This window comes from Streptomyces sp. NPDC037271 (assembly GCF_055603605.1).
The window spans coordinates 39055-55498 of record NZ_JBVJVN010000019.1 but is presented as its reverse complement, the minus strand read 5'-3'; the positions used below and the strand labels follow the sequence as shown (position 1 = coordinate 55498).

At 71.6% G+C, this 16444-nt stretch carries 14 protein-coding genes; 5 read left to right on the top strand and 9 right to left on the bottom strand.

The annotated features are described in order from the left end of the window. From ACZ7G3_RS26470 to ACZ7G3_RS26435, 8 genes are all read right to left on the bottom strand, one after another. A partial coding sequence (locus tag ACZ7G3_RS26470) for a carbohydrate kinase family protein (RefSeq protein ID WP_470928511.1) occupies positions 1 to 942 on the bottom strand: 942 nt, incomplete at its 3' end. Further along, positions 939 to 2072, bottom strand: coding sequence for a sugar phosphate nucleotidyltransferase (locus ACZ7G3_RS26465; RefSeq protein ID WP_470928510.1), 1134 nt, complete (start codon positions 2070 to 2072; stop codon positions 939 to 941). The genes ACZ7G3_RS26465 and ACZ7G3_RS26470, both read right to left, overlap by 4 nt. Next, a complete protein-coding gene (locus tag ACZ7G3_RS26460) occupies positions 2065 to 4158 on the bottom strand; it encodes a glycosyltransferase (RefSeq protein ID WP_470928509.1) in 2094 nt (697 codons plus the stop codon). The genes ACZ7G3_RS26465 and ACZ7G3_RS26460 overlap by 8 nt, the downstream gene beginning before the upstream one ends. 2 nt (positions 4159 to 4160) lie before the next feature. After that, a complete protein-coding gene (locus ACZ7G3_RS26455) occupies positions 4161 to 5630 on the bottom strand; it encodes a phosphotransferase (RefSeq protein ID WP_470928508.1) in 1470 nt (489 codons plus the stop codon). Positions 5631 to 5637: 7 nt separating this feature from the next. Next, on the bottom strand, positions 5638 to 6438 hold the full coding sequence (locus tag ACZ7G3_RS26450) for an ABC transporter permease (RefSeq protein ID WP_470928507.1): 801 nt from the start codon (positions 6436 to 6438) through the stop codon (positions 5638 to 5640). Beyond that, complete coding sequence (locus ACZ7G3_RS26445) at positions 6435 to 7244, bottom strand: ABC transporter permease (protein ID WP_470928506.1); 810 nt, start codon at positions 7242 to 7244, stop codon at positions 6435 to 6437. The genes ACZ7G3_RS26450 and ACZ7G3_RS26445 overlap by 4 nt, the downstream gene beginning before the upstream one ends. After that, positions 7241 to 8281, bottom strand: coding sequence for an ABC transporter ATP-binding protein (locus ACZ7G3_RS26440; RefSeq protein WP_470928505.1), 1041 nt, complete (start codon positions 8279 to 8281; stop codon positions 7241 to 7243). The genes ACZ7G3_RS26445 and ACZ7G3_RS26440 overlap by 4 nt, the downstream gene beginning before the upstream one ends. 2 nt (positions 8282 to 8283) lie before the next feature. Next, positions 8284 to 9576: an aspartate aminotransferase family protein gene (locus ACZ7G3_RS26435; protein ID WP_451691766.1), complete on the bottom strand. Its 1293-nt coding sequence runs from the start codon at positions 9574 to 9576 to the stop codon at positions 8284 to 8286. Positions 9577 to 9835: 259 nt separating this feature from the next. Here ACZ7G3_RS26435 and ACZ7G3_RS26430 point away from each other — a divergent pair, with 259 nt between their 5' ends. Then, positions 9836 to 10903 (top strand): glucose-1-phosphate thymidylyltransferase, encoded by a 1068-nt coding sequence (locus ACZ7G3_RS26430; protein ID WP_470928504.1) that lies wholly within the window; start codon positions 9836 to 9838, stop codon positions 10901 to 10903. After that, complete coding sequence (rfbB, locus tag ACZ7G3_RS26425) at positions 10900 to 11877, top strand: dTDP-glucose 4,6-dehydratase (protein WP_470928503.1); 978 nt, start codon at positions 10900 to 10902, stop codon at positions 11875 to 11877. The genes ACZ7G3_RS26430 and rfbB overlap by 4 nt, the downstream gene beginning before the upstream one ends. Positions 11878 to 11947: 70 nt before the next feature. Here rfbB and ACZ7G3_RS26420 read toward each other — a convergent pair whose 3' ends face one another. Further along, a complete protein-coding gene (locus tag ACZ7G3_RS26420) occupies positions 11948 to 12985 on the bottom strand; it encodes a LacI family DNA-binding transcriptional regulator (protein ID WP_470928502.1) in 1038 nt (345 codons plus the stop codon). Positions 12986 to 13228: 243 nt separating this feature from the next. Between ACZ7G3_RS26420 and ACZ7G3_RS26415 the strand changes: the two genes are divergently transcribed. The 3 genes from ACZ7G3_RS26415 to ACZ7G3_RS26405 are packed head-to-tail and all read left to right on the top strand — an operon-like array spanning position 13229 to position 16432. Next, positions 13229 to 14503 (top strand): extracellular solute-binding protein, encoded by a 1275-nt coding sequence (locus ACZ7G3_RS26415; RefSeq protein ID WP_470928501.1) that lies wholly within the window; start codon positions 13229 to 13231, stop codon positions 14501 to 14503. A gap of 25 nt (positions 14504 to 14528) precedes the next feature. Beyond that, the gene (locus tag ACZ7G3_RS26410) at positions 14529 to 15551 is read left to right on the top strand and encodes a carbohydrate ABC transporter permease (protein ID WP_470928500.1); all 1023 of its coding nucleotides are present in this window, start codon (positions 14529 to 14531) and stop codon (positions 15549 to 15551) included. Further along, complete coding sequence (locus ACZ7G3_RS26405; RefSeq protein WP_470928499.1) at positions 15548 to 16432, top strand: sugar ABC transporter permease; 885 nt, start codon at positions 15548 to 15550, stop codon at positions 16430 to 16432. The genes ACZ7G3_RS26410 and ACZ7G3_RS26405 overlap by 4 nt, the downstream gene beginning before the upstream one ends. Positions 16433 to 16444: the final 12 nt, after the last annotated feature.

Here is a 16444-nt window from a genome sequence, read left to right as displayed (position 1 = left end):
TCTACCCCCCCTCCCCCCCCCCCCCCCCCCCCCCCCCCCCCCCCCCCCCCCCCCGCGCAGGCCGGGCAGGTCGATGAACTCGGTGTGGGTGCCGGCGGCACCGCAGGCGAAGGCCCCGGACACCGATCCGGCCAGGACGCACTCCTCCACCGGCCGCCCTTCGAAGTGGGCGTGGAGGAACGCGGTGACGAAGGCGTCGCCGGCTCCGTTGGAATCGACGACGGGCCGCTCCGGCCGCACGGCCGGGAAGTGGCGCACCCCAGCCTCGCCCCGCACGAGCACGTGGCAGCCGTCCGCTCCGTCGGTGGCCACGACGAAGCGGGCCCGGCCCTCGTCGACGATGCCGTGCAGGACCTCCGGAAGCCGGTCGCGGACGGCCGCGGCGCTCATGAAGACGTAGTCGGAGGCGAGGGCGTAGGTGCGATGGTGGGGGTCGACACCGTCCCAGTCGTGCAGGTCGGTGGAGCTGGTCACCCCGAGCCGGTGGACGTCCTCGTACAGGTCGCGGTTGTGCCCCACGATGGAGAGGTGGACATGGCGCGCCCGCTCCAGGTGGGGCAGGTAGAAGGCGCGCGGCAGCCGCAGGTCCGCGGGGTGCCGGGAGTCGTAGAAGGAGAAGCGGCGGCCCTGCGCGTCGACCAGGTTGACGCCGCGCGGGGTGCCGTGCGGGGAGACCACGTGGCTGAAGTCCAGACCGTGCCCGGCGTACGCGGCGAGCACCGCGTGACCCTGGGGGTCGTCGCCGAGGAAGTCGATGAACTTGGTGGTGAGGCCCAGGGCGTGCCAGCCGAGCGCCACGCCGTTGCCGGTGTGCGCCACGTAGTCGTACACCGGAGGCACGTGCAGCGAGTCGCCCGGGGGGACCTCCAGTTTCTCGACGCGGACGACGGTGTCCACGCCGGCTCCGCCGACCACCAGGACGTCGTAAGGGGACGGGCTCATGTACGGGCTCCTTCCGCGACGGCCGCGGGGTCCTCGACCCGCTGCACCTGTCCGTTCTCCAGGACCACCGCCGAGTCGATGTCCTGACCGGGGCCGACCGTGGCACCGGGCAGCAGTACGCTGCGCCGGACCCGGGCGCCCGCCCCGACGGTGACTCCGGGGAAGAGCACGCTGTGCTCCACCCGGCCGTCGTTGACGAGGTCCGCCGGGACCAACGAGGCGACCACGCCCGGGGCGTCGGCCACCCAGCCCCGGTCCACCCCGGGCCGGACGGTCCTGGGCATCCGTTCGACCGGGAGCCCGGCCCGCGGCCCGCCGGCCGCGAGCATCAGGTGCGCCCGGTGGTAGCGCTCGACGGTGCCGATGTCCTCCCAGTGGCCGGCTACCTCGTGGCCGCGGATGTCCTCGCCGCCCGCGAGCATCGCGGGGATGACGTCCCGGCTGATGTCGTGCTGCCAGTCGGTGCCGTCCAGCTTCTCCAGGTAGCGGTGCAGCACCGCGGCGTCGAAGACGCAGAACGCGGCGAACACCAGGTCGCTGGTCGGTTCGGCCGGCTTCTCCACGAACTCGGTGAGCCGGCCCGCCCGGTCGAAGCGGACCATCCCGAACAGGTGGACCCAGCGCCGCTCGATCCGCTGGTAGGCGACGGTCAGGGCGGCGCCGGAGGCCCGGTGCTCCGCGATCAGCGGCCGGTAGTCGAAGCGGTAGACGTGGTCCGCGTGCAGCACCAGGACCTGCTCGCGGTCACCGCCGAAGACGTGCCCGGCCTTGCGGATCAGGGCGTCCGCGGTACCGCGCTCGGCCGGCCAGGTACGTGCGGGCAGCTCGCGGGGGAGCCCGGCGCCCGCGGCCCGGTAGGCGTCGTCGTACGGCCCGAAGTGCACTCGGAAGCCCGGGTCGCCGTTCCACACCCGGTACAGGTCGTCCATCAGCCGGCGTTCCTCGTACTGGGACAGCAGCAGTACTTCCCCCAGTCCCGAGTCGCGCGCGTTGGCGAGGCTGAAGTCGATCAGGCGGCAGGCGCCTCCGTACGGGACGAGCGGCTTCAGGCGCCCCTCGCCCAGCGGCCCCATGCGCCGTCCCTCGCCGCCCGCCAGCAGCACCGCGCGCACCCCTCCCCGCTCAGCCATGACGGGCCTCGTCCCAGGTGACCCGGCCGGAGGACAGCGTCAGCAGCAGCCGCGCCCCCGGCCGCGGCGGCGGTCCCTCGAACACGCCGGGCGCGGTGCGGCGCAGCTCCCGCACCCCGGGCAGCGCCCGGACCGCCGGGCCGCGCGGGGCCGGGATCACCAGCTCCACCCGCTCGGCGTGCGGCAGCCGGTACACCAGCCCGCCGTCGCCGCCGACCGAGCACCGCTCCCGCAGGGCGCGCACCTCCTCGGCGGCCACCGCGGCCGGGTGGCGGTCCACGATCCGTTCGCATGTACGGAAGTCGGCCCGCTCCCAGGCCGCGTGGAAGAACCGACGGGCGACCGGGGCGTCGACGGGGGCGCGGCGCGCGTACGCCGCCGGGTCGCCGTGGGCGAGGGCCGCCTCCTCGGTGATCTCCTCGTCCTTCAGCAGGTCGAACCAGCCGTGCCGCAGGGCGCGTTCGGCGGGCAGCTCGGCCGGCTCGCCCCGCCACAGGCGGCCGAACGCGGCGAGATGCAGGTCCGCGCAGTGTTCCCAGGTGAACTGCCGGGCGACCGCCGCCGCGCGCCGGGACAGCTCGCGGTAGCGGGCCGGGTCGTCGGACCACAGCGCCACCGCCTCCCGGATGCGCGCGGCGAGCGCGGCGGTGAGCAGCGGGTCGTCCTCGGCGAAGGAACGGTTGACGGCGAGGCCGGTGGTCTCCGGCTCGGGCCGGGCGTGCCGGAAGTGCGCCATGCCCTCCTGCGCCGTCGCGATGGGCACCGCCCCGCACACCATCGCCTCGCCCTGGGCGATGAGGAAGGTGTCCATCTCGAACTTGGAGGGGAACAGGCAGAAGTCGGCGGCCGACGCGTACTCGAACACCCGCCGCTCGTCCACCCGCTCCGACTCCAGGTGCAGCCGGCCCCGGTGCCGCTCGGCGACCTCGCGGAAGTAGGGGTCGTCGAGCGGGGCGCCGGAGATGCAGCGCACGACGACGTTCGCGGCCAGGCCGTCGCCCAGCACCCGGTCGACGGCGCGCATCAGCTCCAGCTGGCCCTTGTGGTGCAGGGCGTAGCGGGCGTTGTGGAAGAACGTCGGCAGCGCGGGATCCAGTCCCAGCCCTTCGAGCACCGCCGACCGGTTCACCTCGCCCGGGTCCCAGGCGAGCCACTGGTCGGATATGGCGCAGCCCCCGACGAACATCTTGTGCGCGTTCTCCTTCACGGCCTGCGCCAGGGGCAGGTGCGCGAAGAGCGCCTCGAAGGGCGTGTCCCGGAAGGAGGCGTAGAAGTCGAGCTGGCCGGGCGAGAGGAAGTCGATCAGGTCGGCGTTCTCCAGGACCAACCGGTAGACGGCCACGTGGTCCGGCGGGTACTCGTAGTGCAGATGGGTCAGTTGCTGGTACTGGCGTACCGCTTCGAGGTCCGGCCCGGCCGGCGGGTGCTCCTGCGGCAGGCCGTCCGGTGTGCCCAGGAGCTCGAGCAGGCGTCGGACCTCGGGCGCGTAGACCTTCTTGGTGATCGGCATGTTGCTCTGCACCGTGCTGACGACGTGCTTCGTCGGGTCGTCGCGCAGCGCTGCCGGCAGCAGGTAGTGGTAGAAGGGCTCGTGGGCGTGGACGATCGCCCGCTCCCCGCCGAACCAGTGACGCAGGAAGCGCACGCTGTCCACCTGGAAGACCAGCGGCTTGAAGAAGACCAGGTCCCGGCCCTTGGCGGAGTACGGCGGGTAGAAGGTGTCCGGGAGCCGGTCGAGGTGCTCGTTGGACAGGAAGTACAGGTCCACGCCGTCGAGGCGGATGCGGTGCGCGGTGGTGCGCACGGGCAGTCCGGTCTCGGCGGGGAAGCCGTGCCACACCTCCGGGTCGAGGACCAGCGGCAGCACGTACTCGTCCGAGTAGCCGAGGTCCTCCACCTCGTACCTGCCGCGCAGGTCGTCGAGTCTGCCGTGTGCGGGGGTGACGAGGGAGACCCGGTGCCCGCGGGCGGCGAACTCCCGGGAGAGGTTCCACAGGTACACCGAGGTGCCGCCCTGCAGGAAGGTGTGGTCGAAGCCGCAGCATTCGAAGTAGGTCTCGATGATGTGCATCGGGGGCTCGGTCACGTTCACGTCCTTGCTGGGAGGGCCGGGGCCGGGGTGCGGGCGCCGAGCGCGAGGGCGTGGCGCAGGTCGATCGCGGCGTGGTAGGGGCGGGCGTGGTCGGTGTTGTAGGCGAGTTCGTGCAGCAGCCGGTCCAGGTACAGCAGCCGGCGCAGGGGGTCGTCCACCGTGCGTCCGAGGAGCAGCCGCAGCACGTGCGCCCGCCAGACGTCGGCGGCGTGGAAGACCGGGCGCAGTGCGGAGCGCTGCCCGGGCGGCCGGTCGCCGGCGCCGTCCAGCGCGTCCCGCATCGTCTCCATGGAGTCGACGCCGAGGCGCCGTGCGCTCTCGAAGGCCGCCTCGTCGGCGGTGAAGTACTCCAGGGCGCGCTGGACGGCGACCAGGTCCTGGACCGGCGACTGCGCGGCCCAGCCCGTCTCACCGGGGCCGAGGGCGGGGGTGGACATGTCGATGACGTTCATCGACCAGCCTCCGTCGTCGCGCGGCCGGCACAGCAGGTGGGACAGGTGCAGGTCGCCGTGGCACGGCCCCGAGGGGAACCCCGCCGGGGCGGCGTCGAAGGCGCTCCGCAGCGCGGCGGTCTCCTGCCGCAGGGCCGTGAAGGCGGCGGTGCGCGGGGCCTCGGGCAGGTCGATGTTCGCCGAGGCCAGTGCGTCCGTGCGGGCGGTGGCCCGGGCCAGCATCTCCCGTACCGGGTACGGCGGCACGGGACCCCGGCCGAGCCGGCCGGCCAGGTCGCGGTGGAAGCCGGCCAGGAAGCGCCCGGCGTCGCGCAGGTTGTCCGCGAGCGGGCGCAGGTGTGCCCGCACGACGTCGTCGAGTGGGCCGGGGGCCCGTCCGCCGGTCACCTTCGGCCACAGGGACCGCATGCTGTGTCTCAGCGGCAGGTCGATCCCGTCTCCGGGGGCGTACCGGTAGAACACGCCCAGCGGGCGGTGGGTGCCGTCCGCCGGGTCGGCGTAGGCGTAGTCGCCCGCCCAGTCGGGGGTGCGGCCGGTCCCTTTCATCAGCCGCAGGAGTTCCGGCTCCCGGATGGTCTCGTCCAGCCGCCGGTAGGTCTTGTGGACGTAGGCGGTCCCGTCGCTCTCCACCAGGGACAGCACGTTGGAGGACCAGCCCCGCTCGAACGGCAGCCGGCGCACCGAGTGCGCGGTGAGTCCCGCGCCGCGGAAGAGCACCCGGCCGCCGCGGGCGGTGGGCAGCCGGCGTCCGGCGCGGACCGCGTCCAGCACGGCGGAGTCGAACTCGACGCTTCCGTGCGCCTCTTCGGCGCCGTGCCCCGTGGGTGCGGACCGCACCGGCACGAAGTAGCGCCGTCCCGACGCCGGCCCGCCGACGGCGGCCACGACCAGCAGGCGGGCGGTGGCGCCGAGGTCCGCGTGGTCGACGCACTCGAAGCGCTCGGCCCGCCGGCCGTCCTCGGGCATCCACGGGGCGGTGCGCAGTAGGGGGCCCAGATCGTCGTTTCTCAACATGCCAGGCTCAACTCCCGGTCATCTCGTAGCGGTTGACGCCGCGGCGCCAGACGGTCAGCGCGAGGGCCAGGGCGCCGGAGGTCACCACGGGCAGCCAGCCGAGCAGGCCGGTCCCGCCGCTCAGCAGGTAGACGCAGGGCACGTAGGCGGTGAAGGCGAAGGGGAGGACCCAGGTGAGCAGGGCCTTCAGCGAGGGGTGGTAGATGTCCAGGGGGTAGGCGGAGAACTCCGACACCTGGTTGGCCGCGTACATCGCGGGCATGCTCGTCACCGTCCAGAAGGACAGGGAGGCGAAGAGCAGCTTCACCGAGGTGTGCAGCAGCGCCCCGCACAGCACCAGCACGGGCGCCAGCAGCCACTGCACGGGGCTGAGCGACAGGCCGAGCTCGTTCCCCGCGTACCCCACCAGGACGGCGCCGACGACGAGTTCGCCGAGCCCGTCGGGGTGGAAGAAGCGCTCCGACAGCAAGGAGAACAGCGGGTCGACCGGCCGGACGAGGTAGCGGTAGAACTCTCCGCGCTGGACCAGTTTGCGGCCCAGTTCCCACAACTGGTCGGTGAAGAGGTGGTCGAGCCCGCGCGGCAGCAGGGAGAACCCCAGCAGGAACAGCACCTCGTGGTACGACCAGCCGCCCACGGCGGGGACCTGCCGGAAGACGAGGCCGACGACCGCCGTCTGGATGCCGACCCGCACCAGGAAGGCGCCCGCGCCGAGCACGAAGTCCATGCGGTACGTCGCCAGCCGGTGCAGGCCCACCCCACCCAGGAACCAGGCCAGCCGCAGGTACCGCGTCATGGTGCGCGTCATCCGCCGAGCACCTCCAGCCGTCCCAGGGCGGTGCGCCACAGCGCGGCGCACAGCAGCGACAGCCCCACTGCCCAGGCCAGTTGCTGGGCGACCAGCCCAGCGGCCTCCGCCCAGCCGTCGTAGCGGCCGAGCAGCAGGGTCAGGGGACTGTCGATCATTCCGCGGAAGGGCAGGGCCTTCGCGAGCGCGGCCAGCGGGCCCGGCATCAGCGCGAGCGGCACGAGCTGTCCGGCGAAGAAGGCGACGACGCTCTGCTTGACCATCCGCACGCCCCAGGTGTTGGTGGTGAGGAAACCGGTCATGCCGGTCAGCAGGTTCACGCAGAACGCCAGCAGCACCGACAGGACGGTGGAGACGGTGAACAGCAGCAGGTCCGCCGGCCGGGGCGCGGTGAGCGGGACGAGCAGCGCGAACAGGCCGAGGACCGGCAGGCCGACCAGGACGGCGTTGGCCCCCACCACGGGCAGGCAGGCGAAGAACCGCATCACCGGGTAGCTGACGGGGCGCACCAGCATGACCGCGACGTCACCCCGGTACACCTCGGCCGCGACCTCGTCGTCCACCCGGTTGGTGTGCAGCACCTGCAGGATCTGGGCCACCAGCAGGTAGGTGGTGATGTCCTCCACGGTGAAGCCGCCGGGCCCGCGGCCGGGTGTGCCCGCGTACACGGCGCGCCACAGGAAGACGGTCACCGCCGCGCCGGCGGCCGCGGTCATCGCGGTCATCGCGAACATCGAGCGGTACTGCAGCAGGGACTGCAGGCCGCTGGTGGCGAACGGCGTGTAGCGGCGCAGGCGGGCGGTCATGCGGCACCGTCAGGTGTACGGCCGGCCCCGCCGGGTGTGTCGCCGGGAACGCGTGCGCGGCCGTAGATCTTGCGGAGCACGTCCTCCAGGCCGGGTTCGGGGGCGTACCAGTCGGCGAGGTCGAAGTGGTCCAGGAGGAAGGTGAGGACCTGTCGGGAGGTGTAGCGGCCGGCCGGGTAGTCGACGCGGATGCGGCCGCCGTCGTCCGGTGTGGCGCGCACGCCCGGCAGACCGGCCTCGATGCGGGCGCGGACGGTACCGGCCGCGGTGCCGTCCCGGTGGTCGAAGACGACCGAGCGGTGGTCGGCGGTGCGCAGCAGGTCCTTCAGGGTCCCCTGGTGGACGACCCGGCCGTGGTCGACGACCAGGGCGCTGTCGCAGATCGCGCCGATGTCGGCGATGTCGTGGCTGGTGAGCACCACGGTGGTGCCCAGCTCCCGGTGGGCGCGGTTGACCAGGTGGCGCACCGCGTCCTTGAGCACCATGTCGAGGCCGATGGTGGGCTCGTCCCAGAACAGGACGGCGGGGTCGTGCAGCAGGCTCGCCGCGATCTCGGCGCGCATGCGCTGGCCGAGGCTCAGCTGCCGTACGGGGGTCGAACCCAGCGCGTCGATGTCGAGGAGCTCGCGGAACAGGTCGAGGTTGCGCCGGTAGACCGGCTCGGGGATGTCGTAGACGCGGCGCAGGATGCGGAAGGAGTCCGGCACCGACAGGTCCCACCACAGCTGGCTGCGCTGGCCGAAGACGACGCCGATGGTGCGGGCGTTGCGCTGCCGGTGCCGGTACGGCTCCAGGCCGGCGACCGTGCAGCGGCCGGAGGTGGGGGTCATGATGCCGGTCAGCATCTTGATCGTGGTCGACTTGCCGGCCCCGTTGGCGCCGATGTAGGCCGTCTTGGTGCCGGCCGGTATCTCGAAGGAGACGTCGTCGACCGCACGCACCACGCGGTGGCGGCGGGTGAGGAGGGTGGAGAGGCTGCCGAGCAGGCCGGGTTTGCGTTCGGCCAGCCGGAACTCCTTGACGAGGTGCTCCGCCACGATCACGCGATCACCCGTTCGAGGGCCTTCTCCAACAGCCGCAGACCCTCCTCGAGCAGGGCCTCGTCGAGGGTGAACGGCGGGGCCAGGCGCAGGATGTGGCCTCCGAGGGAGGTGCGCAGTCCCAGGTCCAGGGCCGTGGTGTAGACGGCCCGGGCCGTCTCCGGCGCGGGTGTGCGGGCGGCGGGATCGGTGACGAACTCCAGGCCCCACAGCAGTCCGAGGCCGCGCACCTGGCCCAGCCGGTCGAAGCGGGACTCCAGGACGCGCAGCCGGTCCTCCATGATCTCGCCGAGGACGCGTACGCGGTCGATCAGCCGGTCGCGCTCGACGACCTCGAGCGTGGCGCGGGCGGCGGCGATGCCCAGCGGGTTGCTCGCGTACGTCGAGGCGTACGCCCCCGAGGTGGCCGCTTCCGGCCTGCGCAGCAGCTCCGCACGGCCGGCGAGAACGGCGAAGGGGAACCCGCTCGCGGTGCCCTTGGACAGCATCGCAAGGTCCGGTTCGACGCCGAAGAGGTCACTGGCGAGGAAGGCCCCCGTACGTCCGCCGCCGGTGAGCACCTCGTCCGCGACGAGCAGGACGCCGCCCTCCCGGCAGGCGTCCGCGATGCGTTCCCAGTAACCCGGCGGCGGCACGATGACCCCCGCCGCGCCGAGGACGGGTTCGAAGACCAGCGCGGAGACGTTGGGCTTCTCGGCGATGTGCCGGCGCACCAGCGTCGCGCAGCGCACGTCGCACGACGGGTACTCCAGCTCCAGGGGGCAGCGGTAGCAGTAAGGGCTGTAGCCCAGCACGCTGTTGCCGCTGAACGCCTGGTGGCCGATGTCCCAGTGCACTAGCATCCTGGCCCCCATGGTCTTGCCGTGGAAGCCGTGCCGCAGGGCGCCGATCCGGTTGCGTCCCGGTGGCGCGGTGGCCTGGACGACCCGCAGTGCGGCCTCGACCACCTCCGCGCCGGTGGAGAAGAACGCGTAGGTGTCGAGCCGCTCGGGCAGCAGCCTGGCGAGCAGGTCCAGCAGGCCGGCGCGGTCCGGAGTGGCGCTGTCGTGGACGTTCCACAGACGGCGGGCCTGGGCGGTGAGCGCCTCGACCACCTCCGGGTGCCCGTGGCCCAGGGACTGGGTGAGGGTGCCGGCGGCGAAGTCGAGGTACTGGTTGCCGTCGAGGTCGGTCAGCACGGGACCGTGCCCCTCGGCGAACACCCGGCGTCCGTGAACGGCTTCCTCGGAAGCGCCCGGCGCCAGATGCCGGGCCTCCCGTGCCAGGTGCTGGGTCTGCCGTAAACCTGTCATCGCTGTCCCTGCTCGTCGGACCGGCTGTACGCGATCACCGGCGAACTGCGGTGTGACACACCACGGTTGGCGGTTCGACTTGAGTCAAACACTTGAACACAGATGACTGCAAGAGCTTGCGGATCGTTTCAGAAACTTGTTGCGAGAGGGTGCGGCAGTCTGCTTGAGTCGATGTGCCCACGGCGACGCCACGCCTCTCATGCGAGGAGAGACCTGTGAGAAAACGCCCCCCGACCGGTCCGCCCCCGCGGAGGCCGAGGTGAAGGCCCTGGTCCTGGCAGGCGGAACCGGCAGCAGACTGAGGCCGTTCACGCACACCGGCGCCAAGCAGCTGCTCCCCATCGCCAACAGACCCGTGCTGTTCTACGCGCTGGACTCCCTCGCCGCGGCGGGCATCCGGGAAGTCGGCGTCGTCGTGGGGTCGCACGGCCGCGAGATCCGCGAACTGACCGGCGAGGGCGCAGAGTTCGGGTTACGCATCACCTACCTGCAACAGTCCCGCCCGCTCGGCCTCGCGCACGCGGTGCGCATCGCCCGCGACTTCCTCGGTGACGACGACTTCCTGCTGTACCTGGGCGACAACTACCTCCCGCAGGGGGTCACCGACTTCGTGCGTCTTGCCGCCGCCGATGCTGCGGCGGCCAGGCTGCTGCTGACCCCCGTAGCGGACCCCTCCGCGTTCGGAGTCGCGGAGGTCGACGCCGAAGGGAACGTGCTGCGCCTGGAGGAGAAGCCCGACACACCGCGCAGCGCGCTCGCCCTCATCGGCGTGTACGCCTTCAGCCCGGCCGTGCACGAGGCGGTGCGCGCCATCGCCCCCTCGGCACGCGGCGAGCTGGAGATCACCCACGCCGTGCAGTGGATGGTCGACCAAGGGCTGCGCGTGCGCGCCGAGACCACCACCCGGCCCTGGCGCGACACCGGCAGCGCGGAGGACATGCTGGAGGTCAACCGCCACGTCCTCGACGGGCTGGAGGGCCGGATCGAGGGCAAGGTCGACGCGCACAGCACGCTGATCGGCCGAGTCCGGGTGGCCGAGGGCGCGGTGGTGCGCGGGTCACGCGTCGTCGGCCCGGTGGTCATCGGCGCGGGCGCCGTCGTCAGCAACTCCAGCGTCGGCCCGTACACCTCCATCGGGGAGGACTGCCGGGTCGAGGACAGTGCCGTCGAGTACTCCGTCCTGCTGCGCGGCGCGCAGGTCGAGGGGGCGTCCCGCATCGAGGCGTCCCTCATCGGTCGCGGCGCCGTCGTGGGCCCGGCCCCCCGTCTTCCGCAAGCTCACCGTCTGGTGATCGGCGACCACAGCAAGGTGTACCTCACCCCATGAACGCAGCGATCCTCGTCACCGGCGGGGCGGGTTTCATCGGCTCCGCCTACGTCCGCCACCTCCTGTCACCCCGAGGACCCGGGGGCACGGCGGTGACCGTCCTCGACAAACTCACCTACGCCGGCAGCCTCGCACACCTCCACGCGGTGCGAGACCACCCCGACCTCACCTTCGTCCAGGGCGACGTGTGCGACGCGTCCCTGGTGGACGCGCTGGCCCGACGCCACGACCAGATCGTGCACTTCGCCGCCGAGTCGCACGTCGACCGTTCCATCGCCGACGGCGGCGCCTTCACCCGCACCAATGTGATGGGCACCCAGGTGCTGCTCGACGCCGCGCTCCGCCACGGCGTGCGCACCTTCGTGCACGTCTCCACCGACGAGGTGTACGGCTCCCTCCCCCAGGGGGCCGCCAAGGAGAGCGATCCCCTGCGGCCCACCTCGCCGTACGCGGCGTCGAAGGCGGCCTCGGACCTGATCGCCCTGGCCCATCACCGCACGCACGGACTGGATGTCCGGGTGACCCGCTGCTCGAACAACTTCGGGCCCCATCAGCACCCGGAGAAGCTCATCCCGCGCTTCCTGGCCCGCCTGCTGTCCGGCGGCACCGTCCCGCTCTACGGCGACGGACGGTACGAGCGCGACTGGCTGTACGTCGACGACCACGTCCGGGCCGTCGAACTCGTCCGCGTGTCGGGCCGGCCGGGGGAGGTCTACAACATCGGGGGCGGCACCTCGCTGTCCAACCTGGAGCTCACGCACCGGCTGCTCGCCCTGTGCGGAGCGGGCCCGGAGCGGATCGAACACGTCGAGGACCGCAAGGGGCACGACCGGCGCTACGCGGTCGACCACAGCAAGATCATCGCCGAACTCGGATACCGGCCCCGCACCGACTTCGCGGCGGCCCTGGCCGAGACCGCCCAGTGGTACGAGCGCCACGCGGACTGGTGGCGTCCGCTGCTCGCGCCCGCGTGACGCCGGGCCGGACCGGGACCACGGGACCTCGGCCGCTCCGGCGTGTCGTGTCCGGGTGGTGGCCGGCGGGTCAGTGCCGGTCCGGCGGGCGCCGGCCGTCCCGCGGAGTGGCGGCGGTGGACCCCCGGACCACCAGTTCCGGCATGAGGACGAACTCGGTGCGCGGCGGCGGCGTTCCGGACATCTCCTCCAGCAGCGCGTCCACGGCGATCTGCGCCATCGCCTTGACGGGCTGTCTGACCGTGGTCAGCGGAGGGTCGGTGAAGGCGATGAGCGGCGAGTCGTCGAAACCGACGACCGAGAGGTCGCCGGGAACCCCGAGGCCCCTCTGGCGCGCGGCCCGGACGGCGCCGAGGGCCATCATGTCGCTGGCGCACACGACAGCCGTGCACCCCCTGTCGATCAGTGCGGACGCCGCTGCCTGGCCCCCCTCCAGAGAGAACAGCGAGTGCTGGATCAGTTCCCCGGCCTCCTGCGCGGACAGCCCCAGGTGCTCGTGCATACCGACGCGGAAGCCCTCGATCTTGCGCTGGACCGGCACGAAGCGCTCCGGTCCGAGCGCGAGCCCGATGCGCTCGTGTCCCAGCTCGGCCAGATGCGCCACGGCCAGACGCATGGCGGCCCGGTCGTCCGGGGAGACGAAGGGCGCCTCGATCCGGGGGGAGAACCCGTTGACGAGCACGAAGGGTACCCGCTGCCGGTGCAGCCGGTCGTAGCGTCCGGTGTCTGCGGTGGTGTCGGCGTGCAGCCCGGAGACGAAGACGATGCCGGCCACCCCGCGGCCCACGAGCATCTCGGTGAGTTCGTCCTCGGTCGATCCCCCCGGCGTCTGCGTGGCCAGGACGGGCGTGTACCCCCGGCGCGTGAGCGCCTGCCCCATCACTTCGGCCAGCGCGGGGAAGACGGGGTTGTCCAGCTCCGGTGTGATCAGGCCGACCAGCTCCGCACGCCGCTGCCGTGACGGGTACTCGTACCCCAGCGTGTCGAGTGCGGCGAGCACGGAGTCGCGGGTGTCCGTGGCCACACCGCGCGCGCCGTTGAGCACGCGGCTGACCGTGGCCTTGCTGACGCCCGCCTGGGCTGCGATGTCGGCGAGCCGCATGGTCATGGCAGGGCACTTTACCCGCTGGCCACCGCTGTGCCCACTGCGTGGGGAAAACGACGGGGCTGCGCAGTACGCCTGCCCATCGTCCGCACAATGGCTGAAATGACTTGCAGCAAAATGCTGCAACGCCTTTCGGTGTCCTTTCGTCCCTGTTACGTTCCTGGCAACCCCGGCGCCGCGCAGGAGCGGTTGGCGTGAGGCCTCGACGCCTCCGCCCAATTCCGGGAAGAAACAGGGGAGTTCACAATGCGGCGTGGCATTGCGGCCACCGCGCTGGTCGCGGCTCTGGCCATGACGGCTTCGGCATGTGGCGGGGACGACGACGGCCGGAACGGTGCCGGCGGGGGCAGCGGGGAGCTGTCGGGAACCGTCACCTTCTGGGACACCTCCAACGAGGCGGAGAAGGCGACGTACCAGGCCCTCGCGGAACGTTTCGAGGAGGAGCACCCGAAGGTCGACGTCAAGTACGTCAACGTGCCGTTCGGCGAGGCGAACGCCAAGTTCAAGAACGCGGCGGGCGGCAACTCCGGTGCCCCGGACGTGATGCGCACGGAGGTGGCCTGGGTCGCGGACTTCGCCAGCATCGGCTACCTCGCCCCGCTCGACGGCACGGCCGCCCTCGACGACGCGTCGGACTACCTCCCACAGGCCGCGGCCAGCACGAAGTACGAGGGGAAGACCTACGCGGTCCCGCAGGTGATCGACACCCTGGCGCTCTTCTACAACAAGGAGTTGCTGAAGAAGGCCGGCGTCCCGGCGCCCGCCTCCGTCGCCGAGCTGAAGACGGCCGCCACCAGGATCAAGGAGAAGACCGGCGCGACCGGCCTCTACCTGCGGGGCGACGACCCGTACTGGTTCCTGCCCTACCTCTACGGCGAGGGCGGCGACCTGGTCGACGAGAAGAACAAGACCGTCACCATCGACGACGAGCCCGGTGTGAAGGCGTACCGGATCCTCAAGGACCTGGTGGACAGCGAAGCGGCCATCACGGACGCGTCCGACGGCTGGAACAACATGCAGAACGCCTTCAAGTCGGGCAAGGTCGCCATGATGCTCAACGGTCCGTGGGCCATCGAGGACGTCAAGGCGGGAGCCCGGTTCAAGGATCCCGCCAACCTCGGAGTGGCCCCCGTCCCGGCCGGCAGCGCCGCCCAGGGATCACCTCAGGGCGGGTGGAACCTGTCGGTGTACGCCGGCTCGAAGAACCTCGACGCCTCCTACGCCTTCGTGAAGTACATGAGCTCCGCCGAGGTGCAGCAGGAGACCACCGAGAAGCTGAGCCTGCTTCCCACCCGCACCTCTGTGTACGAGGTGCCGGCCGTCGCGGACAACGAGATGGTGAGGTTCTTCAAGCCGGCGGTCGACAAGGCCGTGGAGCGGCCGTGGATCGCCCAGGGCAACGCCCTCTTCGAGCCCGTCCGGCTGCAGATGGCCAACGTGCTGGCCGGCAAGACCAGCCCGGACGAGGCGGCGTCGAGCACCGGCGACGCCTACCGCAAGCTGCTCAAGGACTACAAGTAGCCACGGGAAGGCGGACCGACGACCCATGGCTGTCGAGACCGGCCAGTCGGTGACGAAGGCCGCGGGCACACAGGGTGCCCCCGGCCGGGCCCACCGCACCGGCCACAAGAACCCCAGGACCCCGGGACGTCTGCGCAGGGCCCTGGCCACCCACTGGTACGCCTGGAGCATGGTCGCCCCCGTGGTGGCCGTGATCGGCGTGATCATCGGATACCCCCTCGCGCGCGGCGTCTGGCTGTCCTTCACCGACGCCAACGAGGCCAACGTCGAGCGCACCATCGGCGCCAACCACATCCCCGCGACGTACGAGCACGTCGGACTCGCCAACTACCGGGCGATCCTCAGTGACGGGGTCTTCTGGGACCGGCTCGGCTGGACCGTGGTGTGGACGGTCAGCTGCGTGGCGCTCTCCTTCGCCCTCGGGCTGGCCCTGGCCGTCATGCTCAACCGCACCTTCAAGGGCCGCACCCTGTACCGCACGGCCCTGGTCCTGCCCTGGGCGGTACCGGCGTTCGTCTCCGTGTTCACCTGGCGCCTGCTGTTCAACGAACGCAGCGGCCTGTTCAACGAACTGCTCACCGGCGCCGGGTTCGACGGGATCTCCTGGCTGAACGACCCCACCTGGGCGAAGATCTCCGTCATCGCGGTGAACGTCTGGGTGGGCGTGCCGTTCATGCTCATCGCCCTCCTCGGCGGCCTGCAGTCCATCCCCGGAGACCTCTACGAGGCCGCGGAGATGGACGGGGCGAGCCCCTGGCAGCGCTTCCGCCACATCACCCTGCCCGGACTGCGGTCCGTCTCGAGCACGGTCGTCCTGCTCAGCACCATCTGGACCTTCAACATGTTCCCGGTGATCTTCCTGCTGACCCGGGGCGGCCCGGGCGACGCCACCGAGATCCTGGTGACGTACGCCTACCGCCTGTCCTTCGTCATCAGCCCGCGGGACTACTCCACGTCCGCCGCCTGGGGCGTGCTGATCCTGCTCCTCCTGGCCCTCGTCACCGCGGCCTACCGCCGCGCACTGCGCACCCAGGGAGACACCTGGTGACCGACACGATCACGCGCACCCCCGTACGCACCGAGCCGCCGGCCTCCGTGCGCAAGCGCGGCGAGCGCGGCCCGCTGGCCTCGCTCGGACTGCACCTGACGCTGCTGACCGCCTCCGTCGTCGCGGTCTTCCCCCCGCTGTGGCTGCTGGCCACCTCCTTCAAACCGAAGACCGACGCGTTCGACACCTCGCTCGTCAAGGACTTCACGTTCGGCAACTACAGCCACGTCGTACGTGACACCGACTTCCTGTCCTGGCTGCAGAACTCGCTGGTCGTCGTCGGACTGACCACGCTGATCGGCGTCTTCATCTCCGCCACCACCGGCTACGCGGTGAGCCGTTTCCGCTTCCCCGGCATGCGCCCCCTGATGTGGATGCTCCTGCTCACCCAGATGTTCCCGGTCGCGGTGCTCATCGTGCCGCTGTACAACCTGCTCGCCGGCCTCGGGCTGCTCAACCAGCCGATCGGACTGGTCGTCACCTATCTCACCGTCGCCGTGCCGTTCTGCGCCTGGATGATGAAGGGCTACTTCGACGGCATCCCGGTCGAGATCGACGAAGCCGGCCGGGTCGACGGGCTCACCCCGTTCGGCACGTTCTGGCGGCTGGTGCTGCCCCTGGCCAAGCCGGGGCTCGCCGTCACCGCCTTCTACACCTTCATCACCGGCTGGGGCGAAGTGGCCTACGCGTCCGCCTTCATGACCGGCGAGGAGAACCTCACGCTCGCCGGAGGCCTCCAGACGTTCGTCAACCAGTACACGAGCGACTGGGGCGCGCTGACCGCGGCCGCCGTGATCATCGCGGTCCCCGCCGCGATCGTCTTCGGACTCGTCCAGCGGCATCTCGTCTCCGGCCTGACCGCAGGCGCCACCAAGTCCTGACCGTCCCCCAAC

Excerpts from the sequence above, each read along its gene's own strand:
- ACZ7G3_RS26465 (WP_470928510.1), bottom strand. The coding sequence starts at position 2,072 with ATGGCTGAGCGGGGAGGGGTGCGCGCGGTGCTGCTGGCGGGCGGCGAG.
- ACZ7G3_RS26445 (WP_470928506.1), bottom strand. The coding sequence starts at position 7,244 with ATGACCGCCCGCCTGCGCCGCTACACGCCGTTCGCCACCAGCGGCCTG.
- ACZ7G3_RS26415 (WP_470928501.1), top strand. The coding sequence starts at position 13,229 with ATGCGGCGTGGCATTGCGGCCACCGCGCTGGTCGCGGCTCTGGCCATG.
- ACZ7G3_RS26450 (WP_470928507.1), bottom strand. The coding sequence starts at position 6,438 with ATGACGCGCACCATGACGCGGTACCTGCGGCTGGCCTGGTTCCTGGGT.
- ACZ7G3_RS26410 (WP_470928500.1), top strand. The coding sequence starts at position 14,529 with ATGGCTGTCGAGACCGGCCAGTCGGTGACGAAGGCCGCGGGCACACAG.
- ACZ7G3_RS26455 (WP_470928508.1), bottom strand. The coding sequence starts at position 5,630 with ATGTTGAGAAACGACGATCTGGGCCCCCTACTGCGCACCGCCCCGTGG.
- rfbB (WP_470928503.1), top strand. The coding sequence starts at position 10,900 with ATGAACGCAGCGATCCTCGTCACCGGCGGGGCGGGTTTCATCGGCTCC.
- ACZ7G3_RS26420 (WP_470928502.1), bottom strand. The coding sequence starts at position 12,985 with ATGACCATGCGGCTCGCCGACATCGCAGCCCAGGCGGGCGTCAGCAAG.
- ACZ7G3_RS26435 (WP_451691766.1), bottom strand. The coding sequence starts at position 9,576 with ATGACAGGTTTACGGCAGACCCAGCACCTGGCACGGGAGGCCCGGCAT.